This window comes from Kribbella jejuensis (assembly GCF_006715085.1).
GTDB classification, from domain to species: domain Bacteria; phylum Actinomycetota; class Actinomycetes; order Propionibacteriales; family Kribbellaceae; genus Kribbella; species Kribbella jejuensis.
Map to the genome: position 1 here is coordinate 2,695,893 of NZ_VFMM01000001.1, position 26,540 is coordinate 2,722,432.

A 26,540-nucleotide genomic window follows, 5' to 3' on the forward strand; every position below is an offset into this window, starting at 1 on the left:
GTCGGCTTGGTCGCGACCGACTCGCCTCTCGTCCCCGAGCTCGTCACCTGGACGACCGACCGCTTCGACCCACCCCACTCCACCTGCTGAAACGCCCGACGGGCCGAGTTGTCCGCTCGAGGCCCGCCGGGCTGCCCATCCCAGCCCAGCTGACGCTGTCTGGCTCAGGTGCCTGTTCAGCTCGTCTGGGTCTGACCCTGAGTCCCCTGCTGGGGCCCGTTCCCCTGCTGCGTGCCGTTCCCCTGCTGAGTCCCCTGCCCGAAGCCCTGGCCGGTGCCGTTCTGGCCGGTGCCGTTCTGGCCGGTGCCGTTCTGGCCTGGGCCGTTGCCGAAACGCTGGCCGTTCCCCGGGAATCCACCGCGCCCGCCGGGCCCACCGAACTGACCCTGCTGGTTGCTGGTTCCGTCCCACGAGTGCCCGACCGCCATTCCACCGAGGAATGCCAGCACCGCAAGAATCGACCCGGCCCCGGCCAACATCAGATTGCTCGGCCGCTTGCCGCCAGTCGGCACGGCTGCAACCGGCTGACCAACACCCGCCGGCGACGGCACGCCGGTCTGCTGCCCAACCGCCGCACCCTGACCACCAGCCGGAGGCTGTACGGCGGCCTGGGGCTGTACTGGAGCCGGGGGCTGTACGCCGACGGCCGGGGGCTGTACTGGAGCCTGGGGCTGTACGCCGACGGGCGGGGGCTGTACTGGGGGCGAGGGCTGCACTCCGGCGGGCTGGTGCGCCGTTCGGGCTGCCTGGAATTGCGCTTCTGGGGACTGCGTCATCTTCATGCTCCCTTTGCGGTCGAGAGGTCGTAGACGGTTGTGGTGCTGACGGTTTGGGCGGTGAAGTTTTCGCTTACCCAGGTGGCGATCTGGCTGGAGGTGCCGTCACTGCCGCCGCGGCCGCCGAAGCCCATGCCGCCGCCGGACCCGATGAAGTAGTGGATCTTGCCTTGGGCAACGAGTTGTTTGAACTCGGCCAGGGTCGGCGCGGGATCTGTTCCGTTGAATCCGCCGATCGCCATGATCGGCTCACCGGATGCGATCTGCATCGGCGCGGCACCGTTCGCGGTCACCGCGGCGGCTGCCCAGGTGTACCCCTTCGCCCCCTGCTGCAACAACGTGATCAGCTCGCTCGACACCCCGCTGATCCCACCGCCACCAAGGAACCCGCCGACACCACCCATACCACCCTGCCGCGTACTGCCAGTCCCACCGGTTCCGGTGCCGCCCGTGCCGGTCGCACCCGTGCCCGTACCGCCAGTGCCAGTGCCCGTACCGCCAGTGCCAGTGCCTGTGCCGCCGGTTCCGGTGCCGGTTTGGCCGGGTGGGGTGCCCATTCCGCCGCCAGGGCCGCCGCCGAAGCCGCCCATTCGGCCCATGCCGGCGACACCAGCGGGGCCCGCCGAGGGTAGGGCGCCGGTGTGGGCTGAGTTGATTGTGGCGACGGAGTACGCCGTCGGTCCGGCCAGGGCGGTCAGCGTCATCACCGCGGCCGCGAACAGCCCGGCCCGACGTGTCGCCGTACGGTTCAGTTTGAGCTCCGGCACCAGCACCAGCAACCCCGCCGCGAGTACGCCGATGAACAGCACGACCCACCGCAACCACGGCTGCCACGAGGACGTCTGGTGCAGCAGCGCAAAGCTCCAACCAGCAGTCAGCAGGATCCCACCTGCAAGAGTTGCCCGTGGCAACAACTCGGCCCGGTGCTTCCAGAGCACCGACATCGCCCCGCCGATCACTGCGCCGATCGCCGGTGCCAGCGCGATCATGTAGTAGCTGTGGATGATGCCCTGCATGTAGCTGAACACCAGCCCGGTACCGAGCAGCCACCCGCCCCACAGCAATGCGAACGCGCGCTTCCGATCCGTCCGCGGAGCCTTGCCCGCGGCAACCACCAGTACGACGATGCCCAGCAGAGCAGCCGGCAGCAACCAAGCGATCTGCGAAGCGAACTCACCACCGAACAACCGCTGCACGCCGGCCGCGCCGCCCCACATGGCGCCACCGCCACCCCCGCCACCGCCGACCGACCCGGTCTCATTGCCGTCGAGCCGCCCGAGACCATTGTAGCCGAGCGTCAGCTCGAGAATGCTGTTGTTCTGCGACCCACCGATGTACGGCCGCGCCGACGCCGGCAGCAGCTCCACGATCGCGACCCACCAGCCGGCGCTGACGATCAACGAGACCGTCGCCAGCACGAGGTGCAGAATCCGCCTGCCCAGCGCCGGCTTGCCGGCAACCAGGTACGCGATACCGAACGCAGGCAGGATCAGGAACGCCTGCAGCATCTTCGTCAGGAACCCGAACCCGACCAGCGCACCCGCCAGAATCATCCAGCGAGCCGCATACTTGGTCGAGTCGATCGCCCGCGTCACCGCCCACGCACCGGCGCACAGCAACAGGACCAGCAACGCGTCCGGATTGTTGAAGCGGAAGATCAGTACGGCGACCGGCGTCAGCGCGAGGATCGCCCCGGCGAGCAGGCCGGCGTTCGCGGAGAACCAGCGGCGTACGGAGACGTACACGAATCCGACACTCGCGACGCCCATCAGCGCCTCGGGCACCAGCATGCTCCAGCTGTTGAACCCGAAGATCCGCGCGGACAGGCCCATCACCCACAACGAGCCGGGGGTCTTGTCGACGGTGATGAAGCTCGACGAGTCGAACGACCCGAAGAACCATGCCTTCCAGCTCTTCGACCCGGCCTGTACGGCGGCCGCGTAGTACTCGTTGGCGTACCCGTTCTTGGACAGGCCCCACAAGTACGCGATCGCGGTCAACGCCAGCAGGCCGCCGTACAGAATCTTGTCGCGACTCAGGGTGTACTGCGTGGTGATCGCGCGAGGTCTGGTTGCCTCGACGGGATCGGAGACGGTTGTCATCGTCAGTGGCTCCGGGTCTGATCGAGAACCGCAGGGGGTTCGAAGGCGGGCAAGGTAGGCGCGTCGTCGTCGAACACCCACGTCTGGAAGAGGCTGAACCGGACGACGGTGGCGGCCAGGTTCGCGATGGTGAGGACAGTGATCTCCACCGCCTGATGTGGAGCAGTGATTGCCGTGTGCAACAACCAGAGCGATGCCGCGGTCAAGCTCCAGCCGATGCCGAAGGCAACCAGACCGCGCAGTTGGTGCCGCCAACGACCCTCGACACCGGTCACACCGAAGGTGATCCGCCGGTTCAGCGTGGTGTTGCCGACCGCGGTGATCAGCAGAGCGAGCAGGTTCGCGACCTGGGCCGGCATCCCTTGGCGCAGGACCAGATAGAGCAACGCGTACGCCGCCGTACTCAGTACGCCGACCGCGCAGAACCGCAGTACTCGCGCCGCGAGCGCGGTCCGTGGGTCGAGGATCCGCGGTCGTCCGTACTTCTGCCGGACCGGCTCGAGGTCGACACGGCTGCGCATCAGCCGGGCGATCCCCCGCAGGTCCTCGCCCACCGTCTTCGCGATCGCGACCCGGGAGTCCAGGTCGTCGATCCAGTCCACCGGGACCTCGTGGATCCGCAGACCGGCCTTCTCGGCCAGCACCAGCAGCTCGGTGTCGAAGAACCAGCTGGTGTCCTCGACCAGCGGCAGCAGTTCCCGCGCGACGTCGGCGCGGATCGCCTTGAACCCACATTGCGCGTCCGAGAAGTGCGCGCTCAGCGTTGCCCGTAGCAACAGGTTGTACGAGCGTGAGATGAACTCCCGCTTCGGCCGCCGGACCACCCGGGAGCTCTTCGCCAACCGGGTGCCGATGGCAACATCACTGTGGCCGGCGAGCAGCGGTGCGACCAGCGGCAGCAGGGCGTTCAGGTTGGTGGACAGGTCGACGTCCATGTAGGCGAGCACCTCGGCAGTGCTGCTCGACCAGACCTGTTTCAGCGCGCGGCCGCGGCCGGACTGCTCGAGCCGGACGACCCGGACCCCGGGCAGCTCGCTCGCGAGCAGGGTGCCGAGCTCATAAGTCGCGTCCGTACTTCCGTTGTCCGCGATGCAGACCTCGGCCGGGAACGGGAAAGCGGTGTCGAGGAATTCACGAAGCCGCCGGATGTTCGGGCCGAGGTCGTTCTCCTCGTTCTTGACGGGTACGACGATCTCGACCCGAGGATGACCTGGAATCTCCATGCCACCGATGCTGTCCGGTGAACCTTGGTCAGCCCCTGCGCATGGCTGGCAGTTCGCTGGCAGTTACCGGGTGCGACGCAGCCAGAGCAAGCCGAGAACCGGAAGCACTACCGGGACGAAGCCGTAGCCCTGGCCGAAGTGAGACCAGACGGTGGCGTCGGGGAAGTCCTGGGGTTCGGCGTAGCTGAAGGCGCCGATCCCGATCACGCCGGCCAGCTCGACCGCGATCGCGATCGTGGCGACCTTGCGGGACACCGCGGTCGCCTTGGCCAGCGCGTACGTCGCCGCGCAATAGATGACCGCGGCAACGGCCGACAACACGTACGCGATCGGTGCGTCGCTGAACTTGGTCGCGATCTGTACGCCGGCCCGGGCGGTCGCGGCCAGCGCGAACACGCCGTACACAGCGATCAGGATCCGGCCGGGGCCGTGTTTGGTGGCGGCGGGATCGGTCATCTCAGGCCGTCCACACGTCGTGCAGCCGGAGCTCGAGGATCGGGATCACCACGCACGCGATCGCCAGCGCACCGGCACCCCAACGGCTGCTCTCGGCCAGCGCCCAGAACGCGCCGATCGGCAGGATCAGCAACGACCCGATCAGGTACCCGACGAAGAACGGCCCGGACACGTGCCGATCGGTCCCGGCCAACTGCACGATCCCCACGACCAGTTGCGCGAGCAGCGCGACCTCGATGACGCCGACCGCGCCCAGCACGGTCCAGTCGATCCGCTTGTTCCGCGCCGCCAGCACAACGGCGTACACCATCGCCGCCAACGACAGCGCAACAAGAAACCAGGTGAGCGGTGCGAACACGGGTTAGAGGATGTCACCCGGGGTGTAGGCGGCTGCCTCGGGGTGGCGTTTGGCGAGTTCGTCGATCTTGGCGACGACGGCTCCGACCTGGGCGACGGCCGCGCCGGTGAAGGACAGGGGCTCGCCGACGATGCCGACGATCTGGTCCTCGGTGAGACCGAGGCGGTCGTCGGTGCCGAGGCGGTGGAACAGGTCGTTCGCCGCGAGACCCTGGCGGAGGTCGAGCGCGGTGGCGACCGCGTGTTCCTTGATCACCTCGTGGGCGGTCTCCCGGCCGACGCCGTTCTTCACCGCGGCCATCAGCACCTTGGTCGTGGTCAGGAACGGCAGGTACCGCTCGAGTTCGCGCGCGACGACCGCCGGGTACACCCCGAACTCGTCGAGCACGGTCAGGAACGTCTCGAACAGCCCGTCCAGCGCGAAGAACGCGTCCGGCAGCGCAACCCGCCGTACGACCGAACAGAAGACGTCGCCCTCGTTCCACTGGTTGCCCGCGAGCTCACCCGCCATCGACGCGTAGCCGCGGAGGATGACCGCGAGTCCGTTGACCCGCTCACAAGACCGGGTGTTCATCTTGTGCGGCATCGCCGACGAACCGACCTGGCCCTCCTTGAAGCCCTCGGTGACCAGCTCGTGCCCGGCCATCAGCCGGATCGTCGTCGCCAGGCTGGACGGTCCGGCGGCGAGCTGCACCAGCGCCGAGACAACCTCGTAGTCGAGCGACCGCGGGTACACCTGCCCCACACTGGTCAGCGCGTTGTTGAAGCCGAGGTGCTGCGCGATCGTCGTCTCCAGCATGGCGAGCTTGTCCGCGTCGCCACCGAACAGGTCGAGCATGTCCTGCGACGTACCGACCGGGCCCTTGATGCCGCGCAGCGGGTACCGCTCGATCAGCTCCTCGATCCGGGCGACGGCGACGAGCAGCTCGTCGGCGGCGGACGCGAACCGCTTGCCGAGCGTGGTCGCCTGCGCGGCCACGTTGTGCGAGCGACCGGTCATCACCAGGGCCGCATGGTCGGCGGCCAGCTGGCCGAGCCGTACGGCGGTGGCGACCGCTCGGTCCCGCACCAGCTCGAGACCGGCGCGGATCTGCAGCTGCTCAACGTTCTCGGTCAGGTCACGGCTCGTCATCCCCTTGTGGATGTGCTCGTGCCCGGCGAGCGCGTTGAACTCCTCGATCCGCGCCTTCACGTCGTGCCGCGTGATCCGTTCACGCTCGGCGATCGAGGCCAGGTCGACCTGGTCGATCACTCGCTCGTAGTCCTCGACGACCCCGTCCGGAACCGTGACCCCGAGCGCGCTCTGGGCCTTCAGTACGGCGACCCAGAGCTTGCGCTCGAGCACGATCTTGTGCTCCGGCGACCACAGCTCCGCCATCGAAAGACTGGCGTAGCGCGCGGCGAGAACGTTGGGGATCCGGGGTTTGGTCACACCCCATTCTCCCAGATCGCGACTACTTGACGGTCAGAGGACTGCAGAGGCGGGCACCGGTCAGGGTGCAGACCTGGTACGCACCGGCCGGGAGGCCCTTCGGGACGGCCAGCGTGTACGGCCCGGCGCCCGTGTACGACGGGAGTCCGATGCCCATCTCACCCGCCAGCTTGAACGAGTACGGCGTCATCGGGTCGCCGGGGACCTTCGCGACCAGCGTGTACAGCTGCTCGTCCGGCTTCGCGGCGGAGAACAGCGCGAACGTCGCCGCGCGGACCGCCTTGTCCGGGAACGCGACCACGAACTGGGCACCGGACGCGACCGTCGACGTCCGCAGCGCCAGCGGGCCGGCGACCTTCGGCAGCGCCGAGGTGGACGGCTGCGTCCCCACCACCGGCGGCGCGACCGCGTTGGTGGGCACCGGGCTGCCAGCCACCGGCGCGTTGTTAGAAGCAGGGCGGAGCGTAGGGATGATGGCAACTGCCGCGACCACCGCGGCTGCTCCGATCACGGTCAAGCCGGCGGTCCGGCGGCGCTTGCGGGTCTTCGCCGCGACCAGCACGGATTCGAAGTCCCCGGTGGACTCGGCGGCGCGGCGGTCGGCGAGCGCCTGCAGGTCCTCCTGCAGCTCAGGCATGGTCGTCACTCCTCAACAGCAAAGAATCGGACAGGGCGTCCCGGGCGCGGGACAGGCGCGACTTGACCGTGCCTTCCGCGATCCGGAGGGTGTCTGCCACCTGAGCCACGCTCAGGTCGCAGACGTAATGGAGGACGACGACCTGCCGGGTCGGTATCGGCAGGCCGGCGAGAGCCTGCTCGAGGTCACCCGAATACCTGTCGGCATGGTCCGGGACGTGCTCGGCGGGCAGCCGGTGGAACAGCTGGCTGACCCGGTTGCCGTCCCGGTGCTTGTTGGCGGCGAGCCGCAGCGCGACCAGCCGCACCCAGGCCTCGGGTGAGTCGTACCGCGACACCTTCTCCCAGCGGGGCACCAACCGCACGAACGCCTCCTGGACGATGTCCTCGGCCTCGGCGCGCGACCCGGTCAGCAACGAGACAACACCCACCAGCCGCGGCTGATGGGCGCTGTAGAACTCCCGCAGCCCCTCCGTCTCCATACCGACCTACACCCCCGAACCGATGATCCGGTTCCATCGAACTGTGACGGATTCCGACCTTCTCATACGCCAGGCTGAACAGATGGACGGACTGACGGACTACGAAGCCGGGTACCTGGTCGGCGGCGCACCGCGCGCGGCGCTGGTGGTGCTCGTCACACTGGTGACGGACGGCCGCCTCGAGGTCGCGTACAACCGGCAGCGGGTCAAGGTCGCCCGGACCGGGTCCAAGTACCCGATCGAGGCGGCAGCGCTCGAGCTGGTCCCGGACAGCGGGCTCGGCGTCGCGGAGTTCCTCGCGGACCTGGCAGCGAGTCCGGCGGTCGCGGACCTCGAGAAGGCACTGCGGGCGAAGGGTCAGCTCCGGTTCCTGCGCTGGTTCAGCCCGACCTACCGCGAGCTCACCGAGCGGCCCGGCACCGGGGTTCGGAGGGTGGCGGTGCTCGGCGTACCCGGGATCGCGGACGACCGGCTGCGCGACGTCCTCGGGCAGCCACGGCCCCCGATGCCGCGGATCAACCCGATGCTCCCGGTCCGGGACAACACCTTCGACGGCTCGATCGCCCCCTCCGAAGGGACGTGGACCGCCGGCACGTGAACCGGTAGCCCCTGGAATCCGGGGTACTTGGACCCGGTGGTAGGGGTCTTTCGGTGCCTGTTGGTGACGCCTGTTGCTGTCGAACACTCGGAGTACAGGCCAATCAAACTCCGCGGCTCTGAGGAGCGCGGCCCGAAAGGACACCATCATGCGCCGCAAGACATTCGACGCGCTGCTCACCTCCGCCGGACTGGTCCTCGCGATTGTCATGGTCGCGGCTGGAGCGATGCTGCTGTGGGCACACTCGTTCGTCGACAGCCAGGTCCACGACCAGCTCGCCGCCCAACAGATCTACTTCCCCAAGGCCGGTTCCGAGTCGCTGAACGACCCGGCCGTCAAGCCGTACCTGTCGCAGTACGCCGGACAGCAGCTGGTCAATGGCGCTCAGGCCGAGGCCTACGCCAACCACTACATCGCCGTACACATCAACGAGATGGCCGGCGGCAAGACCTACGCCCAGCTGTCGGCGCAGTCGCTCGCCAACCCGAACGACACCAAACTGGCCGGTCAGGTGCAGACCGTGTTCCGCGGTGAGACGCTGCGTGGCCTGCTGCTGAACGCCTACGCGTTCTGGAAGATGGGGCAGATCGCCCTGATCGCCGCGATCGCAGCCTTCACCGCCGCCGGGTTGCTGCTGATCCTCTCTGTCCTCGGGTACGCGCACCTGCGCACCGTGCCCGCGAACGCCGAGGTCATGCCCAAGCTGGCTGGGGCAGCTCCCCACACCGCCTGACCCCGGACAGACAGAACCGCCGGCCGCGCTTGGACCGGCGGTTCTGTCGCGTCGTGGTTCAGACCGTGATCTCGCCGCGTTCTGCCTTGAGGGCGATGTCGGTGCGGTGCTGGGAGCCCTTGATCCGGATCTGGCCGACTGCGGCGTACGCGCGTTGGCGAGCCTCGGCCAGGTCCTTGCCGACGGCGCTGACCGCGAGTACGCGGCCGCCTGCGGTCACCAGCTCGCCCTTCTCGATCGCCGTACCGGCGTGGAAGACGCGTACGTCGTCGCTCTCGGCCTGGTCGATCCCCGTGATCACGTCGCCCTTCCGCGGGCTGGCCGGGTACTTCTTCGCGGCCACCACCACCGTGACCGAGGACGCGTTCCGCCAGCTCAGGTCGCCCTGGTCGGCGAGCTTGCCGGTGGCGGCGGCGTACAGCAGGCCGCCGAGCGGGGTCTTCAGCATCGGCAGCAGCGCCTGCGTCTCCGGGTCGCCGAAGCGGCAGTTGAACTCGATCACCCGGACACCGCGCGACGTCAGCGCGAGACCGGCGTACAGCAGGCCGTTGAACGGCGTACCGCGGTGCCGGAGCTCGTCGATCGTCGGCTGCAGGACCTTGTCGGTGATCTCCGCGACCAGGTCGTCCGGCGCCCACGGCAACGGCGTGTATGCGCCCATGCCGCCGGTGTTCGGGCCCTCGTCGCCGTCGCCGAGCCGCTTGAAGTCCTGCGCCGGCTGCATCGGCAGCACGGTCGTACCGTCGGTGATCGCGAACAGCGAGACCTCGGGACCGTCGAGGAACTCCTCGATCAGCACCTGCTCGCACTGGGCCGCGTGGGCGAGCGCTTCCTCGCGGTCCGAGGTCACGACGACGCCCTTGCCCGCGGCGAGCCCGTCGTCCTTCACGACGTACGGCGGCCCGAACGCGTCGATCGCCGTCGCCGCCTCCTCGGGCGTAGTGCACACGTACGCGCGACCGGTCGGCACGCTCGCCGCCGCCATCACGTCCTTGGCGAAGGCCTTCGAGCCCTCGATCTGCGCCGCGTCCCGGGACGGACCGAACACCGCGATGCCGGCATCCCGCAACGGATCGGCAAGCCCCGCGACGAGCGGCGCCTCCGGGCCGACGACCACGAGATCGGACTCGAGCTCCCGGGCCAGCGCGACCACCGCGTCGTGGTCCTCGACGTCCACGGGCCGGCACTCGACCGTCTGCCCGTCGTACACCGGCCGCAACGCCGCGATCCCCGGATTCCCCGGAGCCGCCACCACCTGCACAACTTCCGAATCCTGGGCCAACGCCCAGGCCAGAGCATGCTCGCGCCCACCAGACCCGATCACCAAAACCTTCACGGGCGCTCAGCCTAGCGTGCCCCGACCCGAGCACCGGCAGTCAGTCCCAGGCGTGCTTCGTCGGTTGGTACCGCAGCCGCCCCGCCAACCGGTCGGTTAGGTCAGCGGCGGTTGGCCGACCAGTTTGGTGAAGCGGTCGGGAACTTGGCGACGGTGTCGTCCATGCCCCGACGGACCGGGCAGTTGCGGGGATTCAGCAGTTTCAGCAGTTCAGGTAGATCTTCGGCATCATCACGTCGCCCGGACCGCCCCAGAGCGTTCCGATCACGTAGGCGTAGCCGTTCACGTAGGTCAGCCTGGAAACCGTGGCGAGGACTCAGTATTTCCAGTAGTAGCGGCCGTCAGCGTTCCACTGGAGAGGGACTGTGGTGCGGTTGGTGAAGGCCATGCCTAGGCCTTTGGCTAGTTCTACGGTGCGGGCTAGTTGGAGGGAGTACGCGTGCTGGTTGTCGTCCCACCACTGTTCGGACTGGGTGATGCAGGTCTGGCCTGAGTAGTACGGGTTGGTGCAGGGGTGGGGTGGGAGCCACTTCTGGAGGTGGCGGAAGTGGACTGTGGTGGAGCCGTTCGGGGGTTTGATGGTGCCGGCGGCGTCGAGGCAGTAGCCCGTGGTGGGGACTGTCCATTTGACGTAGTGCTGGCGGCCGTCGGCGGACGGGATCGGCTGCATGTCGGTGCAGTTCGCGTCGCCGATGGTTTCGGTGGTTACGCGCTGGATTTGAGTGAGCGGGCGGCCGGCTCCGTCGTTGTAGCCGTCCAGGAGAACCCAGTCGCCGTCGTGGATGAAGTGTTCGGCTGACGCAGGCGGCCAAGACTGCGGGTCACCCCAGGAAATGTCGGATTCGGTGGCGGACAGGGGCGTCCATGCCCATTGGCCGGCCACGGTGCCGCCGGCGAAGTACTGACCGGCGGATCGCTCGAACATCAGGGAATATTGCGCATAGGTTTCAGGCGTAGGCGACGTCAGCAGGCCGATCACCAAAACCAGTGCTTTGATCACAGAGAGCTAGGTTACCCAAGGACCTCCCGGAGCTTCGCGGCGAACTCGACCGGCTTGCCCGGCTGGCCGTACTCGTTGCCGAGGAAGCCACCGTGGCCGCTCGGGAACACCACCGGCGTCAGACCGAGCCGCTCGGCGACTGCCTTCCCGCCGCGGGCGGCCATCTGGTTGCCGGACTCCTCGCCGACACCGACCACGATCCGGTCCTTGATCTTGTCCAGAGCCTCGAAGTCCGGCTGGTACGACGTGCAGCCGCGGAGGTTCTGCCCGAGCAGTGCGTCGCTACGGGTGCCGTCGTCCTCGGTGGGCAGGCCGAACATCGCGGGATCCGGCGCGGGCTGCTGGGTGTAGTCGGCCGGGATCTCACCGTCGTACCCGACGAACGCGATGAACTTCGCCATCCCGGCGCCCATCCCGTCGCGCTGGTACGTCTCGTACATGTCTGCGACCGCGGTCAGCGCGTTCTCGCTGTCGGGGAGGAGCGCGGCGAGCGGCGGCTCGTGCGCGACCAGGTGGTTGATCAGGTCCGGGCGGTGTGCGGCCAGCGCGAGGGCGTTGACCGCGCCGCCGCTGCTTGCGAACAGGTCGACCGGGCCTGCGTCCAGGTGCTCGATCAGGGCGGCCAGGTCGCCCGCGTGGTCGTCCGGAGAGAGCTCGGTCAGCTCGCCGGTGCGGACGCTGCGCTCGACACCGCGAGGGTCGTACGTCACGACGGTGCGGTCCTCGAAGTGCGAGGCCAGGGTCGGGAATCCGCTCGCGGCCATCGGCGAGCCGATGATCAGCAGCACCGGGCGGTTCGACAGGTCGCCGCGGACGTCGTACGTCAGCGTCGCGCCTGGCACGTCGAGGGTCTGGGTCACGGGCTCCGGCATCGTCGAACTCCTCGCTGCGGCGGCCCACCCCCATTGGTCGGCCTCGTGTCGAGAGCCTAGACGCTCGCGATCTCCCCCAACAGGAACCCAATCGGAACTTTCCCGGCTGTTTCTGCGAGGTCGCGCGGAGCGGTAGTGGTGTAGCAGGCAGCACCGCTCCGGGCGACCTCTAAGCTGGATGTATGACTGACAAGCCAGAGATCGACTTCCCGGACGGTCCGCCGCCGGCGGATCTCGAGATCACCGACATCACCGAGGGCGACGGCGCCGAGGCCAAGGCCGGCTCGCGGGTGAACGTGCACTACGTGGGCGTTGCGCACTCCACCGGCGAGGAGTTCGACGCGTCGTACAACCGCGGCGCCCCGCTGGCGTTCCAGCTCGGCGTCGGCCAGGTCATCCAGGGCTGGGACACCGGCGTCCAGGGCATGAAGGTCGGCGGCCGGCGCAAGCTGGTCATCCCGCCGCACCTGGGCTACGGCGACCGCGGCGCCGGCAGCGCGATCAAGCCGGGCGAGACCCTGATCTTCGTCGTGGACCTGATCAGCGTCAGCTGATCGAACAGCAGCCGGCGGCGACCAGGTGGTCACCGCCGGCTGTTCAGTTTTCACGTAGTTGTACTCATCCACCGCGGCCCTCCCAGCGGTTGACTGAACGGCATGACGACAATGGCGATCCCACAGCCCCGACGGACGAACTGGATCCGGTACGCCGCCGTGGCCGTGAAGCTGCTGCTCTTCGCATTGTTGCTGGCGGCACTCATCTGGCCGGATCTGAGCGGTATCAAAGGAAAGGCATCAACCGCGCGGCTGATCGTCTACCCGGTCGGCGGGATGGTGCTCCCCCTCTGGTGGTGGCTCCGCCGTAAGGACCGTTTCCCCTGGCCGGCCGACCTCCTGATGACGCTGCCCTGGACGATCGACCTGCTCGGCAACCGGCTCAACCTCTTCGACACGGTCAACTGGTGGGACGATGCGATGCACTTCGTCCTCTGGGCCTTCCTGACCGCTGGCGTGCTGCTCGCGTTCGTACCGCGAACCCTCTCCCGCCCCGTCACCACCTTCGTGGCCCTGGGCTTCGGCACCACTGCCGCGGTCGTGTGGGAGGTTGGCGAGTACGTGACGTTCGTCCGCACATCCCCCGAACTCCAAACCGCCTACACCGACACCCTCGGCGACCTGACCCTGGGCACCCTCGGCGCACTGCTGGCCGGCCTCGTGGTCGCGCGGTTCACAACCCCCTCTAGTTTCAACGTATAGCGGGTGGGGGGACTTGCCGCAAGCCCCCCATTTTCTCGGAAAATGGGTGTCTTTGCCGAACTGGGGAACGGAGCCGAACTGTGCGTTTTGTCTTGGTGAGCTGGGGGTCGCGCGGGGACGTGGAGCCGTTGGCGGGGCTTGCGGTGGCGCTTCAGGGGTTGGGCGCCGAGGCGACCGTGTGCGTGCCGCCCGAGGCTGAGTTCGAGGAATTGCTCGCGCGGGCCGGGGTGCCGATGGAGCCACTGGGACCGTCGGTGCGGGAGGTGGTTACGGCGCCCAAGCAGGAGGGGGTGCATCCGGCGTTCGCGTTGGCGCCGCGGCTGGTCGCGGCGCGCTTCGAGACGCTCGGGCGGGTCGCGCCGGGAGCCGACGCGATCGTGGCGAGCGGTCTGATGCCGGCCGGTGCGCGGGACGTCGCCGACAAGCTCGGCATCGGCTATGTACTCGCGGGCTTCCATCTCGGCGGGATCCCGTCACAGCACTTCTCCCCCGGAGCACGTCCCGGTACGCCGACCCCGCCGGACGTGACCGACCGGCGCGTCCAATGGGAGTACGACGCCCGCCGCGTCAACGAGCTGTACGGCCCGGCGCTCAACCGTGAGCGCGCCGCGATCGGCCTCCCGCCGGTCGACAACGTCCGCGACTACGTCTTCACCGAGCACCCGTGGCTCGCGGCGGATCCGACGCTCTGCCCGTCGGCGGGCATGACCGACCTTGAGGTCGTACAAACCGGCGCGTGGATCCTGCCCGACGACCGCCCGCTACCGGACGACCTGCAGGCGTTCCTGGAGGCCGGCGAGCCACCGGTGTACGTCGGCTTCGGCAGCATGGCCGCCCACGCACCGAAGGACATCGCCCGGACAGCCGTCGAAGCCGCCCGGGCGCACGGTCGCCGCGTCGTACTCGGACGCGGCTGGTCCGAACTCGAAGCGGACGACAGCTTCGTCGTCGGCGAGGTCAACCAGCAGGCGCTGTTCCCGCGGGTGGCGGCGGTCGTCCACCACGGCGGCGCCGGTACGACGACCACGGCCGCGCGGGCCGGCGTACCGCAGGTTGTGGTCCCGCTCGTCGCCGACCAGCCGTACTGGGCTTCCCGCGTCGCGGCGTTGGGCATCGGCGCCGCCCACGAGGGCTCGCCGCCGATCGTCGACTCGCTGTCGGCCGCGCTCGGCACGGCGCTCGCAGCAGCACCGCGAGCCCGCGAGGTGAGCGGCTCGATCAAAGGCGATGGCGCGACAGTCGCTGCGAAGCTCCTAATCGACCGGACGTTGGAGCGCGTCGAGCAACTGTGAGACGACGGCCTCCGGCGAGCGGGTCCAGTCCGTGGTGAGCACGTGATGGACCCGCCACCCGGAGGTCATCAGCGCGCTCGGGTGCGTGGTGAGCCGCTCCAGCAGCGTGTCGTCCGCCACCCGCTCAGGCGTATCCACAAGCACAGCGAGCCGATAGCCGCTGTCGCCGGGCAGCTTCAGCGCAAGGTCGCAGCGGAAGACCGACTCCCCCACCGCGACATCGACCTCGACGCCGACCTTGCGAAGCTCCGCAGCAAGCTGCTCGACGACCGGTGTCGGCTTTCGAACGCCGGCAGGTTTCACCGTCGACAGCGCGGACTTCGCGGCGGCCTGATCCCCACGCGACACGGCCGCGGCGTACCCGAGGAACCGGCGCAACGTGTTGGCGCCGTCGTTGTAGGTGTTGGTGATCGCGTCGGGCTCGATGCTGCTGACGATCACCATGTGTTCGCGGGCGCGGCTGAAGATCACGTTCAGCCGCTTCTCGCCGCCCGACGTGTTGATCGGGCCGAAGTTCATCAGCATCCGCCCGTCCGGACCGGCCGCGTAGCAGACGCTCATCAGGACGATGTCCCGCTCGTCGCCCTGCACGTTCTCCAGGTTCTTCACGAACAACCCGGCGTCCTGCTCACCGCGCGTCCGCACCTGCTCGGCCTCGTACAGCGCGGCGAATGCCGGATCGCTCTCGCCCAGCTCGTCGAGCGCCCGCTCGATCTCACCCTGCTGCGCCTCGGAGAACGCCACGATGCCGATACTCTTCCCGATCTCGCGGACGAGCAGCTCCCGCACCAGCGACGCGATCCACCGCGCCTCCGCCGGGTTGGTACGCCGTACGTAGACACCGTCGACGAGCCGCACCGCGGTGATGCTGCCGGCGAGCACGTTGTCGCACACCTCGGCCACCGGCGAGTCCGAACGCAACGTCCACGGCGGCGCGGCATGCGGCGGCATCCGGTCCGGTACCGTCGCCAGCTTCCCCTGGTAGAACGCCGCGTTGCTGAACGAGATCAACGCCTCCGACCGGCTCCGGTAGTGCCACGTCAGCATCGTCGACGCGAGCCGCAGCGCACTGATCGAGAGGAAGCTGTCGTCGGTCAGCGCGACGCCGACCTCGTCCTCGGCGTCATCATGCTGGACACGGAAGTACTGCGTCGGTGGCAGCTGCATCTGGTCGCCGACGACGATCACCTGCGGCGCCCGGTGCAGCGCCGGGATCGCCTCCTCGACCGGGATCTGGCTCGCCTCGTCGTACACCACGACGTCGAAGGAAGTTGTCAACGGCAACGTGTCGGACACCGAGGACGGGCTCATCAGCCAGACCGGCCGTAGCATCGACACCACCTCGCCGGGCGGGCCGGACGCGAGGTCGCGGATCGACCGGTACCGCATCACCTTGCCGAACTCGTGCTCCAGCTCGCGTCGTCCGGTCGCGAACGTCTTCTTCCGCTCGCGGTCCTCCGGCGACATCCCGGACACGCTCTGCTCGGAGTGCGTGACCTCCACGAGGAAGCGGCGCCGTACCTGCGCGATCACGACCTGCGCGTTGACCTCGGTCAGGTCGTCGTACACCATGCTCAATTCACCGACGATCGCATCGACCTTTGCCGAGGACAGCTGCAACGGCGCGGCGGTCCGGGCCCGCTCCCACTCCGCGGCACAGACGGCGTACTCGAGCTGGTCCGGTGACGCATCCAGTCGACGTACGGCGGTCTGCACGGACGCCGGCGTTGTCGCGAGCTCCCGCAGCTTGGGGCCGATCGCGCGGACGACGGGACCAGCAGCGGCGAGGCGGTCGATCAGCTCTCGGAGGCTGTCCAACGACAAGTCGTCCACGTCGTCGGTGAGGACGTCGCGGGTCGCCTCATCGGCGGGCTCGGAGGCGTCGGCCAGACCGGACAAGCGAGCCGAGGCGCCGTCATCCAGCACCAACTGCCAGTCGGGAACGCTCTTGCGGGCGGCCGCCAACTGGTCGATCAACTCGCACGGATCGTCGTAGCCCCACTCGTGGCGGATCTGCTCGGTGTGCTGCTCGACGGCGGCTGTCGCGGACTGGGCGGCGACGAGATCAGTCAGGATCTCCGTGACGGACGGCTGGACCGCTCGGGCACTGCTGTCGAACCGGCTGCGGACGAGATTCCTCACCCGGCGCCAATCGCCACTCAGGAAGGAGAACACGCCACCTTCCTTGCTCTGGGCAACCTTCAGCGCCGAACGCGCGTCGGCCGGCGCGAGCGGCTCCTGCCAGCCCGCGGCCTCGTTCCACGCGGCTCGTTCAGCGGCCACCAGCTTCTTTCGCTCGTTCGCGGCGTCGGCCAGGTCACGCGCGAGCATTGACCGCGGGACGATCGCCTCGACCCGGTCCGCGGCCGCCAACGGCTCGATCAACCGCCCGAGCCCCGCCAACGCCCGGACTTCCCGGACCGTGGCAGCATCGGCAACGACCGCAGACCACCGAGTGCGGAGATCCCCGAGGTCGACGTTGTCCCACCGATGGGCCGCAACGAACGCGAGCGGGCTCCGCGCCAGCACCCCACCGGTTGCCGGATCAGCAGCAGCCAGCGCCTGCGCGACATCCCGAACGACCTCCCGCGCCTCCCACCAATCCGTCACCGGCGGAACGGAAGGCTCCGCCATCCCAGGACTCCAGGCGTGGTCATGCAATTTCGCGAGGCGATCCACCACCTCACGCAACCGCGGCGTACCGCTCGCCAACTGCTGTTCGAACTCGTCGACAGTCGCCAGCAGGCGATCCACGCGCGTCACCAGCTCCGCGCGTCGTGCCGTCAGCACATCCAGGTCGTCCGAGGCCTCCAACCACGATTCGTACGTCTCCCGCAGCCCATGAACGAACGCCTTCTTGTCCGCCTGCGAGTCATGGATCAGCGCACACAACCCGTTCAACCGCCGACTCGCCAGCCGCGCATGCACAACGTCCAGCGCCGCCCGCTTCTGGCAGACGAACAGCACTCGCTTCCCACGGGCCACGAAGTCCGCGATCAGGTTGGTAATCGTTTGCGACTTGCCGGTCCCCGGCGGGCCCTGGATCACGAAGCTCTCGCCCCGCCGGGCCCGCGCGATCGCCGCCACCTGCGACCCGTCCGCCGGCACCACCAGATGTCGATCGCCCGGCGGCAGCTCCGGCAGCGCACTGCCCACCGGCCGCGGCCGGTCCGAGAACAGCTGCTCGAACGACGCGGCCGACTCGCCAGTCGTCAGCAGCTCGTCGTAGTCCCGGACGAGACCGAGCGTCCGGTAGTTGAAGTTCGCCAGCGATACCGCGCACAGGTCGACGTCCCACGAGTACGGACCACCGTCGGTGTCGATCGAGTAGATGTCCGTCTCGAGCACCCCGGGCCGCCGCGGTTCCTCGCCGAGCGCGATCCCCAGCGGCAGCGTCTGCTGCGCGATCTGCGTCCGGAAGATCTGCACTCCGAGCGGCTGGTAGTCCGAACGCCGGTACGAGTACGCGTACTGCTTCCCGCCGAAGCCGGTCTCCACGTCGCCACGCCGGCGCCGGTTGTACGTACGCAGCCGTGTCACCGCACGCTGCCGAACGAGATCGATCCGAGGCTTCTCGCGGAGGTGGAGCTGCAGCCCTGGTTCAGTCGCCTGGATCTCCTTCGCGAGCCGCTCGTGCAACTCGTGCAGTGCACCGGGAACCGACAAGTCGACACTTTCCGGCAGGGAGATCCCGTACAGCTGGCGCAGGCTGTGCCGCAGCGTCGGGTTCACCTCCGCGATCGGGTCAGTCACCCGCAACGTGTAGGAGTCACGCACACCCCGCTTGCGAGTCAGCTCCACCTTGGCCAGGACGAGCGGCGAGGCAAGGCGGGTGTCGCGATCGTTCTTCAGGTCGTGCCAGCGCAGGAACGCCGGCACCAGCCGCAGCTGGTCCTGGCCGTAGTCGGCGCGGTCCCGGCGCGCCGTGGAGATCAGCTTGTCCAAGGTGTTCGCGGCGTACGGCGCCTCGTCCCAGCGGATCCACTTGCCGAGCGGCTGCGCCTTCGCGAGCAGTTGGCCCGCGAGGTCGTCGCGCCAGGTGAACAGTTGCTCCGAGCGGATCGTCCGTACGTCGAGCATCAGTGGGACCGAGACCTCGGTGAGGTTCAGCGTCTGGGCGGTCGGGCGGAAGTTGATCAGCCGGTTCCGCCGGGAGAGGTCGAAGAGCCGGTCGCGGAGGGCGCCGAGCACCGCGGTACGCCGGTCCGCCGCGCCGCGCACGACCGCCTCGACGTCGAAGTCCAGCGGCTGATCGCGGTAGTTCTCGAGCTGCTCGATCAGCGAGTGCAGATCCTGCGCCCGCCGGTACCGGTCCGGCTCGGCCATCTGCGCGGCGACCGACACGATCACCGGGTGCAGGTCCGGATCCAGCTGATACAAGTTGCCCCGGGCATCGATCAGCGTCGCGACGTCCGCGGTCCTGGACAGATCCAGGCCACACCCGAGCGCGAGCAGCAACTGGCCGAGGCTGAAGATGTCGGTGAGCTGGTCGTGATGCCCGACCACGTGCTCCCAGCTCTGCCACCCCGCAACCAGCGTCGGCGCCGTGATCGTCTCGGGTACGACGGTTTGCTCGCTTCCCCCGTCTTCGCCGAGGTCGAGTTCGGACTGCCGATGCGCGACCACCTCGACGGCGCTGGGCCGCTTCCCTTGCACAGCGTCGATCCGCGCGATCGCCAACGTCGGTCGGCCCGCGTCCTCCGGCGCGAACCCCAACCTGCTCTGCTCGTCGATCGTGATCCGATCCAGCCCGCGCAACGGCGCGACCAGCCCGCGCTCGTGCACGGCCGCCGTCTCGTGGAACAACGGCAGCACCGCCGCCAGCAGCGCGTCGTTTCCGAGCCCGCCCTGCGAGACGGCCAGTGCGACCAGGTCGTGGGCGCTCATCCGGCCACCTCCGCGGCAGCCTGGACGAACCGCGCCCGCTGCTTGTCGCTCCAGCCCAGCTCGTCGTCGGCGATATCGACGTACCCACTGAGCCCGGACCGGCGCGCCACGGCCAGGGACGCGATCAGGCCGTCGTCACCGACCTCGGGATCCGCCGTCGCCAGATCGAGCAGCAGATAACACAGGTAGCGCATCGTTGAGGGTGCCAACGGTCGCCGCCTCGGCAACGGCGCCCCGTCAACAGGACGCACCGCCAGCGGTTCGTCGAAGCGCACCTCGCCGCCGGCCGCACCAAGACCGTCCGAGAACGTCGCCGCGGCAGTAGCGATCGCGTCCGTCCGCAAGCCCTCGGTCAGTGCAATCGCCCCAGCGAAGTCCCGGCTCAGCTCGCGCAACAGCGCCGCGTCGAGCAGATCCGGCGCGTCCACGTCGAGCGGCCCGGTCACCAGCGCCTCGACGTCCTCGCCGGCGAGCCAGTTCTTCAGCGCCCAGGCGCGACCGACCGCCTCGGGATGCGACGTACCGCGGCTGCCCGAACTGAGGTCGAGTGCCTCCGCCTGCCGCAGGTACGCATCGGGGTCCGCTGTACTCAACCCGGTCTCCAGCTTCAGCAACGCGCGCACTGTCGTCCGCAGATCGCCGCACGCCGTGTACGCGCCGCGATCCGCGAACAGCTCCGTCGCGAGCGACCAGCGCCGATGAGTCTCCAAGTACTGCGAGGGGGTTCGCGCGTCACCCGCCGCCGCGTCCAGCAGCCGATCGACCGCCAGGAACCCACCTTTGTCGGCCTGCCACAACAACCGGTGCGCCAGCTCGTGTCCGATCACCGCAGTCAACTCGTCCTCGTCGAGCCGCTCGAGCAGCGGCCCTTGGAAGACGATCACCGCGTTGCCGGCCTGATGCACGTACGACGCGTTGGGTGCGCGGTTCACCTGGTAATAGTCGACGTCCGCCGCCAGCTCCAACGCTCGCGCCGCCCGCTCGCCGGCCCGGAACACGTCCGGATGGACATCGGCCTCCAAGCGGTACGCGTTCCGCAACAGAAGGTCGTCGAGCGAACCCTCCGGATCACCGTGCAGGGCCGCCCAGGCACGCTCGTCCACCCGGCGGACAACCGCCAGGACGGACCGGTGATACGCGAGCGCTGACAACATGCCCGCCACGATAACCACCCCGACCGACAGAAACCGAGCCCCGTCAGACGGGGCTGTGGACAACCTCAGCGGTCGGTCGGGCGGCAGATCCCGTTCGCCGCGGCACCGGCCGCGAGTGCTGCCGCCGCGGCGTTGCCCGGAGCCGGGGTAGCCTGCCGGGTGGTGTGGCGGCCGATCGGAACCACCATCGGCGTACCGGCGACCGGGTCCGGAACGACCTTGACCGCCAGGCCGAACACGTCCTGCACGACCTGTTCGGTGATCACCTCGGATGGGTTGCCTTCGGCAACGATCGCGCCGTCCTTCATCGCGATCAGGTGGTCGCCGAACCGGCAGGCCTGGTTCAGGTCGTGCAGGACCAGCACGATCGTCCGGTCGTCGGACCTGTTCAGGTCGACGAGCAGATCGAGCACCTCGAACTGATGGGTCAGGTCGAGGAACGTGGTCGGCTCGTCCAGCAACAGGATGTCGGTCTCCTGCGCGAGCGCCATCGCGATCCACACCCGCTGCCGCTGCCCGCCGGACAGTTCGTCGATCGGGCGGTCCGCGATCGACAGTACGTCGGTCGACGTCATCGCCTCCGCGACCGCCTCGTCGTCCGCGCGCGACCACTGCCGGATCCACCGGGTCCGCGGGTACCGCCCCCGGCCGACCAGGTCCGCGACCGTGATCCCCTCCGGCGCGGTCGGCGACTGCGGCAGCAGGCCGAGTTTGGTCGCGACCTCGCGGGTCGGGATCTGCTGGATGCTCTTCCCGTCCAGCAACACCGTTCCACGCGACGGCTTCAGCAGCCGGGCCAAGGTCTTCAGCAGCGTCGACTTGCCGCACGCGTTCGCGCCGACGATGACGGTGATCTTGCCGGTCGGGATGCGCACCGACAGGTCATGGATGATCTCGCGCTGGTCGTACCCCACCATGAGACCGTCAGCGGCCAAGCTGTGCCGGATCGTGGGTTCCACAGACTTCTCCTCCATCTCAGCCACCACTCCCGACGCGATTGGTCCTGGCCAGCAGGAACATCAGGTACGGCGCACCTACCACGCCGGTCACCACCCCGACCGGCAGTTGCGTCGCACCGAAGGCGTGCTGCGCGATCAGGTCCGACACCGCCACCACGAGCGCCCCGAGCAGACCGGACGCGATCATCGCCGGCCCCGCTGACCGGGTCAGCCGGCGCGCGATCGGCGGCGCCACGAACGCCACGAACCCGATCGGCCCGGCCGCCGCCGTCGCCACCGCGGCCAGCAGTACGGCAATCACGATCAATCCGAGCCGGGACGCCTCGACCCGCAACCCCAGCCCGTACGCCGTATCGTCGCCGAGTTGCAGGATCCGCAACTGCTGGACCAACAACACCATGAACGGCAGCAGCACGACGAGGGTGATCGCCAGCGACCGCACGTTCGACCAGTCCCGTCCGTTCAGACTGCCGGTCAACCAGACGAGTGCCTGCTGCGCGATCTCCACCCGGGCCTTGGTCAGCAGGTACGACGTGATGCTGGTCGCGATCGCGCCGATACCGATGCCGATCAGGATCAGCCGGTAGCTCGACACCCCGTGCCGCCACGCGAGTACGTACATGACGAACGCGGTCAGCACCGCGCCGGCGATCGCCAGCGCCGATACCGCGACCCCCGTCAGTCCGAGCGTCACGATCCCGAGTACGGCGAACGCGCTCGCGCCGTAGGTCACACCGATGATGTCGGGGCTGGCCAACGGGTTGCGGGCGATGTTCTGGAAGATCGCGCCGGACAGCCCGAGCGCCGCGCCGACCAGCAACCCGGTCAGTGCCCTGGGCAACCGAAGCTGGTTGACGATGAACTCGGTCGCGTGATCGCCACCACCGAACAGTGTCTTCACCACGTCGATCACTGGGATCTTGAAGTCGCCCAGCGACAACGAGACACAGAACACCGCGAACACCAGGGCGGCCAGTACGACGATGACGGCCAGCGAACGCGTCTGCCGAGCGACGCGAGCACGCGCAACGAGGTGGACCGCGGAAGCCGTCACAGGTCGGCCAGTTTCCGGCGGCGAACCAGCATGATGAAGAACGGGGCGCCGAAGACCGCGGTGACGATGCCGACCTGCAGTTCGCCTGGCTGCGCGACGACGCGGCCGATCACATCCGAACCGAGGAGCAGGATCGGCGCCAGCAGAGCGGAGTACGGCAGGATCCAGCGGTAGTCCGGGCCGGTCACCAGCCGTGCGACATGCGGGATGGTCAGCCCGACGAAGCCGATCGGACCGGCCGCCGCGGTTGCCGCACCGCACAGTAGAACGACGACGACCGCGACGAACGCGCGGGCCAACCCGACCCGCTGTCCGAGCGACTTGGCCACGTCGTCCCCGAGTGACAACGCGTTCAGCAGCCGCCCGCAGAAGATCGCCAGCACGATCCCGACCAGGATGAAAGGCGCCACCTGCTTGGCGATGTCCGGACCGCGGCCGGCGAACGACCCCACCGACCAGAACCGGAACTGGTCGAACGTGTCCACGTCGCCGATCAGCAACGCGGTCGTCAACGACCCGAGCATCGCGGTCAGCGCCGCACCGGCGAGCGCGAGCTTCACCGGCGTCGCGCCCTCCCGGCCGAGCGACCCGAGCAGATAGACGACGACCGACGCGGCGGCCGCACCGACGAAGGCCAGCCAGACGTACGACGTCAGCGAGGACATCCCGAACCAGTAGATGCCGCCGACAACGAACAGCGCGGCACCGCCGTTCACGCCGAGGATGCCCGGATCGGCCAGCGGGTTCCTGGTCACGCCCTGCATCAACGCCCCGGACAATCCGAGCGCGGCGCCGACCAGCAGGCCGATCAGGGTCCGCGGCACGCGCAGTGAGCGGACGATCACCTGGTCGGTGTCGGCCTCGTTGTAGTGGCGCAGGGCATCGATCACGGCGGGCAGCGGGATCTGCTTCGAGCCGACCGCGATGCTGAGCAGACAGACCAGCACCAGCAGGACGACGCAACCGATCAGGCCGAGTACGAGCGTGGTCCGCCGGGCCCGGCGTGGACGCGACGGGGCAGCGGTGTCCGGGCCGGCTTCGGCCGTGGCGCTGGGCGGTGGCATTGGACTTTCGGGATCCTCTTAGGTAAGGCTAACCTCTAGACGCCTCACCTTAACCCGGCCGCCCTCGGGTCCGCACGTTCCTCCCCTGCGAAGTGTATGGAGAAACCCGCCATGACGACTGTGCTCGAGCGCCCGATCGTCTTCGACTCGCTGCTGGCCACCGTGGCCGCCGTTGACGACCTGAGCCCGCACCTGCGTCGCGTGACGTTCGTCGCACCGCGGATCAAGGAAGCGGTCACAGCGGGACCGGATCAGCGGATCAAGGTCCTGCTGGCTCCGCCGAACGGCAGCGCGATCCGGCTTCCGTCAGGCCCCGAGTGGTACGCCGACTGGTGCGGACAGCCCGTCGACGAGCGGTTCATCATGCGGACGTACACCGTGCGCGCCCTCCGCCCGGAAGTCGCTGAGCTCGACGTGGAGTTCGTCCTGCACGGAGTGAATGGTCCTGCATCGGCCTGGGTGGGCTCGGCCCAGCCCGGAGATCAGGTGGGTCTTCTGCTTCCGTTTGCAGTCGACACGACCAGCACGAAGGGCCTGCTGCACTCCGGCGTCGACTACATACCTCCGGCGACCAGTGTCCGCCGGGTGCTCGTTGCGGACGAGACCGCGCTGCCTGCGCTGGCCGGCATCCTGGAGGAGCTTCCCGCGGGAGTACATGCGACCGTCTTCGTCGCCGTACCTTCCGAAGCCGACGTACGGCCGTTGGCAGGTGCTGCTGACGTCACGTGGGTCACTGAGGGATCCCTAGTGGACGCGGTGAAGTCAGCAGCGCTGCCGTTCGACCCTGACTACGCCTGGGTCGCTGGTGAGTCGTCAATGATCAAAGAGGTACGCCGCCACCTCGTGAACGCCGTCGGTATGCCGAAGTCGGCCATCTCGTTCCAGGGCTACTGGAAGCGCGGCGAAGCTCACTGCTAGGACGGGTTCTCTGCGTGGGTCAGGGTCTCCCAGGCAACGAACAGGTTGTTGGAGCCGGCCGGACGACGCGACTCGGTCAGTGCCTGGGTGTTGGTCATGGCGATACCCAGGCGGGTGTGCAGAGCGTTGTAGCCCACCTCGGTGATCGGACCGAGTCCCCGGTTCAGTGTGCCGTTGCAGAGCCAGGAGGGCACCGGCTCGAGGTTGCGCTCCCACTTGGACTGGAAGCCGAGTGCCTGGCGCAGCCGCTCGCCGAACTCCGGGTACATGTCGACGCCCTGAATACGTGCCGTCTCCAGTACGTGTGAGATCGAGGAGATGCCGTAGCCGGTGTGGGTGAAGTCGCGGCACGTCTCCTGCGTCAGGCCGGTCACGAACGTCCCCTGGCCCTGCCAGTAGCTGACGATCTTGTCGCGGGTGTTGAGGTTCTGGCTCGGGACGGTCTTCGGCAGCGCACCGTCCGACGCCAGGTACACGTACGCCGGGACTCGCAGCCTGTAGAGCGCTATCGCCTTGTCGTAGATGGTCTTGTCCTCGAGGAACACGCCGATGCCCTGGAGAGCCTCGGTCATGCTCAGCTCCCAGTTCCCGTTGGAGTTGGAGCCGTTGATGATCTTCGGGACATAGACGTTGCGGAGCATGGTGGCGAAGCGGCCCGCGTTCGGCCAGTTGCCGTACTCGTACTTGATGATCTCCGCGGCCTTCGGCCAGGACGACGCGGCCCAGGCTGTCTGCAGCGGGGCGTTGCTGTTGGTGTGGTCCTGGATCGTCGCTGACCACGCGTCCATCAGCTGGATCGACTTCTGCGCGTATCGGTCGTCCCGGGTCAGGTACCAGAGCAGGGCGTCGGTGTAGGCCGCGATCGCGTCCTCACGTTCGTCGGTACAGCCGTAGTTCGGGCTCGAGTACGGACCGCACTCCACGATCGCGCGCGGTTTCGGCGTCCGGGACAGGGAGGCGTACGAACTGTTCTTGGCCTGGTTGTAGGCGTCGGTCCACGGCTGCGCGCCGGCCTGCACCTTGGACCGGACGAAGTCGAGCTGGGCCTGGCTGACGCCGACACCGGGATGGGTGAACGTCGCCGGTGCGTCGGCGGCCTGTGCGGATGGACTGACAAGGGTCCCGGCGAGCAGCGCGGCGGCCAGGACGAAGGGCATCTTTCGCATGGGCGGTGTCCTGTCTTGGGGGCGGTAGGACAGCGGTTTCCACGGCAGTGTCACGACGTACGACGACCAGGGTCAAGACCCCGCCGGTACCGGAACTCCACTGGAACAGAACGCCCCGTTGTCCCATTCCTGTGGAACAAACGGCCCCTTAGTTCAGGGCGAGCTCCTCGGCGCGGACGCCGGCTGCGTCCATCAGGGCGGCGGCCGTCGCCGCGCCGATGCCGCCGAGGGGTTGGGCGCGGACGACGGCGCGAGCGCTGGCGCCGTCGAAGATCATCGTCAACTGGACGGCGAGCGTGGCCGGGTCCTCGGCGCCGGCCTTCACCAGTTCGCGGTGGAAGAAGTCGGTGAGCTGCTGCTTGAAGTGCCGCGCGACCACCGACCCCGGGTGTTCCGGGTTCTTCAGCTCGACCGCGGTACTCACGAGCGGACAGCCAAGGTAGTTGCCCTCAACAACCATCTCGTCCTGGCGCTCGAACACGGTCAGGATCCGCTCCCGCGGCGACCGCTCGTCCTCCGCGCCCGGCTGCAGCGTCGTCTGGTACGCCGGGCCGCGGCTCGCCAGGCTCTCCGCGATCAGCTCGTCCTTCGACCGGAACAGCTGGTACATCGACTTCTTCGACACCCCGGCCGCCTTGCAGAGCGCGTCCACTCCGATGTTGACGCCGTCGCGGTAGAAGAGTTCGCCCGCGGCGTCCAGAAGCCGCTCACGGGGAGTCGCGGAAGTGCTCATGGCATCGAGGGTACCGGCTGGATTTGAAAAGAGAAACCGATCGGTTTACGGTAG

At 68.5% G+C, this 26,540-nt stretch carries 24 protein-coding genes; 6 read left to right on the plus strand and 18 right to left on the minus strand.

Translation table 11 applies throughout. The features are described from left to right. Window positions 1–176: 176 nt before the first annotated feature. The 8 genes from FB475_RS13290 to FB475_RS13325 form a co-directional block, all read right to left on the minus strand. Window positions 177–512, minus strand: a complete 336-nt coding sequence (locus FB475_RS13290; protein WP_141855859.1) for a hypothetical protein — start codon at window positions 510–512, stop codon at window positions 177–179. A gap of 266 nt (window positions 513–778) precedes the next feature. Continuing rightward, window positions 779–2,878, minus strand: coding sequence for a glycosyltransferase family 39 protein (locus FB475_RS13295; protein ID WP_141855861.1), 2,100 nt, complete (start codon window positions 2,876–2,878; stop codon window positions 779–781). Between the two features lie 2 nt (window positions 2,879–2,880). Then, entirely contained in the window at window positions 2,881–4,101 is a 1,221-nt protein-coding gene (locus FB475_RS13300) for a bifunctional glycosyltransferase family 2/GtrA family protein (RefSeq protein ID WP_141855863.1), read from the minus strand. Between the two features lie 63 nt (window positions 4,102–4,164). After that, entirely contained in the window at window positions 4,165–4,557 is a 393-nt protein-coding gene (locus tag FB475_RS13305; RefSeq protein WP_141855865.1) for a hypothetical protein, read from the minus strand. A 1-nt stretch (window position 4,558) separates the two neighbouring features. After that, window positions 4,559–4,915, minus strand: a complete 357-nt coding sequence (locus tag FB475_RS13310; protein WP_141855867.1) for a hypothetical protein — start codon at window positions 4,913–4,915, stop codon at window positions 4,559–4,561. A gap of 3 nt (window positions 4,916–4,918) precedes the next feature. Then, entirely contained in the window at window positions 4,919–6,346 is a 1,428-nt protein-coding gene (purB, locus tag FB475_RS13315) for an adenylosuccinate lyase (RefSeq protein ID WP_141855869.1), read from the minus strand. A 22-nt stretch (window positions 6,347–6,368) separates the two neighbouring features. Further along, the gene (locus FB475_RS13320) at window positions 6,369–6,983 is read right to left on the minus strand and encodes a hypothetical protein (protein ID WP_141855871.1); all 615 of its coding nucleotides are present in this window, start codon (window positions 6,981–6,983) and stop codon (window positions 6,369–6,371) included. Continuing rightward, window positions 6,976–7,464, minus strand: coding sequence for a SigE family RNA polymerase sigma factor (locus tag FB475_RS13325; protein ID WP_141855873.1), 489 nt, complete (start codon window positions 7,462–7,464; stop codon window positions 6,976–6,978). The genes FB475_RS13320 and FB475_RS13325 overlap by 8 nt, the downstream gene beginning before the upstream one ends. Window positions 7,465–7,546: 82 nt before the next feature. On the opposite strand from FB475_RS13325, the gene FB475_RS13330 reads away from it, so the two are divergent. Both FB475_RS13330 and FB475_RS13335 read left to right on the plus strand, forming a co-directional pair. Then, window positions 7,547–8,062, plus strand: coding sequence for a TIGR04222 domain-containing membrane protein (locus FB475_RS13330; RefSeq protein ID WP_185759237.1), 516 nt, complete (start codon window positions 7,547–7,549; stop codon window positions 8,060–8,062). Between the two features lie 148 nt (window positions 8,063–8,210). Continuing rightward, the gene (locus tag FB475_RS13335; protein ID WP_185759238.1) at window positions 8,211–8,795 is read left to right on the plus strand and encodes a hypothetical protein; all 585 of its coding nucleotides are present in this window, start codon (window positions 8,211–8,213) and stop codon (window positions 8,793–8,795) included. A 58-nt stretch (window positions 8,796–8,853) separates the two neighbouring features. Here FB475_RS13335 and purD read toward each other — a convergent pair whose 3' ends face one another. The 3 genes from purD to FB475_RS13350 all read right to left on the minus strand — a co-directional run bounded on the left by purD (window position 8,854) and on the right by FB475_RS13350 (window position 12,003). Then, window positions 8,854–10,131, minus strand: a complete 1,278-nt coding sequence (gene purD, locus FB475_RS13340; protein ID WP_141855877.1) for a phosphoribosylamine--glycine ligase — start codon at window positions 10,129–10,131, stop codon at window positions 8,854–8,856. Window positions 10,132–10,447: 316 nt separating this feature from the next. Further along, complete coding sequence (locus FB475_RS13345; protein ID WP_141855879.1) at window positions 10,448–11,131, minus strand: hypothetical protein; 684 nt, start codon at window positions 11,129–11,131, stop codon at window positions 10,448–10,450. 11 nt (window positions 11,132–11,142) lie between these two features. Next, window positions 11,143–12,003, minus strand: a complete 861-nt coding sequence (locus FB475_RS13350) for an alpha/beta fold hydrolase (protein ID WP_141855881.1) — start codon at window positions 12,001–12,003, stop codon at window positions 11,143–11,145. A 182-nt stretch (window positions 12,004–12,185) separates the two neighbouring features. On the opposite strand from FB475_RS13350, the gene FB475_RS13355 reads away from it, so the two are divergent. The 3 genes from FB475_RS13355 (at window position 12,186) to FB475_RS38105 (ending at window position 14,551) form a co-directional block, all read left to right on the plus strand. After that, the gene (locus FB475_RS13355) at window positions 12,186–12,557 is read left to right on the plus strand and encodes an FKBP-type peptidyl-prolyl cis-trans isomerase (protein ID WP_141855883.1); all 372 of its coding nucleotides are present in this window, start codon (window positions 12,186–12,188) and stop codon (window positions 12,555–12,557) included. A 102-nt stretch (window positions 12,558–12,659) separates the two neighbouring features. After that, on the plus strand, window positions 12,660–13,259 hold the full coding sequence (locus FB475_RS13360; protein WP_141855885.1) for a DUF2238 domain-containing protein: 600 nt from the start codon (window positions 12,660–12,662) through the stop codon (window positions 13,257–13,259). Window positions 13,260–13,339: 80 nt separating this feature from the next. After that, a complete protein-coding gene (locus FB475_RS38105) occupies window positions 13,340–14,551 on the plus strand; it encodes a glycosyltransferase (RefSeq protein WP_141855887.1) in 1,212 nt (403 codons plus the stop codon). Here FB475_RS38105 and FB475_RS13370 read toward each other — a convergent pair. The 5 genes from FB475_RS13370 to FB475_RS13390 all read right to left on the minus strand — a co-directional run bounded on the left by FB475_RS13370 (window position 14,513) and on the right by FB475_RS13390 (window position 23,669). After that, window positions 14,513–19,438, minus strand: coding sequence for an AAA domain-containing protein (locus FB475_RS13370; protein WP_141855889.1), 4,926 nt, complete (start codon window positions 19,436–19,438; stop codon window positions 14,513–14,515). The genes FB475_RS38105 and FB475_RS13370 overlap by 39 nt on opposite strands. Further along, a complete protein-coding gene (locus FB475_RS13375) occupies window positions 19,435–20,592 on the minus strand; it encodes a M48 family metalloprotease (RefSeq protein ID WP_141855891.1) in 1,158 nt (385 codons plus the stop codon). Before FB475_RS13375 ends, FB475_RS13370 begins: the two co-directional genes overlap by 4 nt. Window positions 20,593–20,657: 65 nt before the next feature. Beyond that, the gene (locus FB475_RS13380) at window positions 20,658–21,566 is read right to left on the minus strand and encodes an ABC transporter ATP-binding protein (RefSeq protein ID WP_141855893.1); all 909 of its coding nucleotides are present in this window, start codon (window positions 21,564–21,566) and stop codon (window positions 20,658–20,660) included. Window position 21,567: 1 nt separating this feature from the next. Continuing rightward, a complete protein-coding gene (locus tag FB475_RS13385; protein WP_141855895.1) occupies window positions 21,568–22,605 on the minus strand; it encodes a FecCD family ABC transporter permease in 1,038 nt (345 codons plus the stop codon). Beyond that, entirely contained in the window at window positions 22,602–23,669 is a 1,068-nt protein-coding gene (locus tag FB475_RS13390; protein WP_141855897.1) for a FecCD family ABC transporter permease, read from the minus strand. The genes FB475_RS13385 and FB475_RS13390 overlap by 4 nt, the downstream gene beginning before the upstream one ends. Window positions 23,670–23,780: 111 nt before the next feature. Here FB475_RS13390 and FB475_RS13395 point away from each other — a divergent pair, with 111 nt between their 5' ends. After that, entirely contained in the window at window positions 23,781–24,587 is an 807-nt protein-coding gene (locus tag FB475_RS13395; protein ID WP_141855899.1) for a siderophore-interacting protein, read from the plus strand. On the opposite strand, the gene FB475_RS13400 is transcribed toward FB475_RS13395, so the two are convergent. Beyond that, a complete protein-coding gene (locus tag FB475_RS13400) occupies window positions 24,584–25,753 on the minus strand; it encodes an alginate lyase family protein (protein ID WP_141855900.1) in 1,170 nt (389 codons plus the stop codon). The two genes, FB475_RS13395 and FB475_RS13400, sit on opposite strands and share 4 nt — an antisense overlap. A 148-nt stretch (window positions 25,754–25,901) precedes the next feature. Continuing rightward, window positions 25,902–26,486, minus strand: coding sequence for a TetR/AcrR family transcriptional regulator (locus FB475_RS13405; RefSeq protein ID WP_141855902.1), 585 nt, complete (start codon window positions 26,484–26,486; stop codon window positions 25,902–25,904). Between the last annotated feature and the right edge of the window lie 54 nt (window positions 26,487–26,540).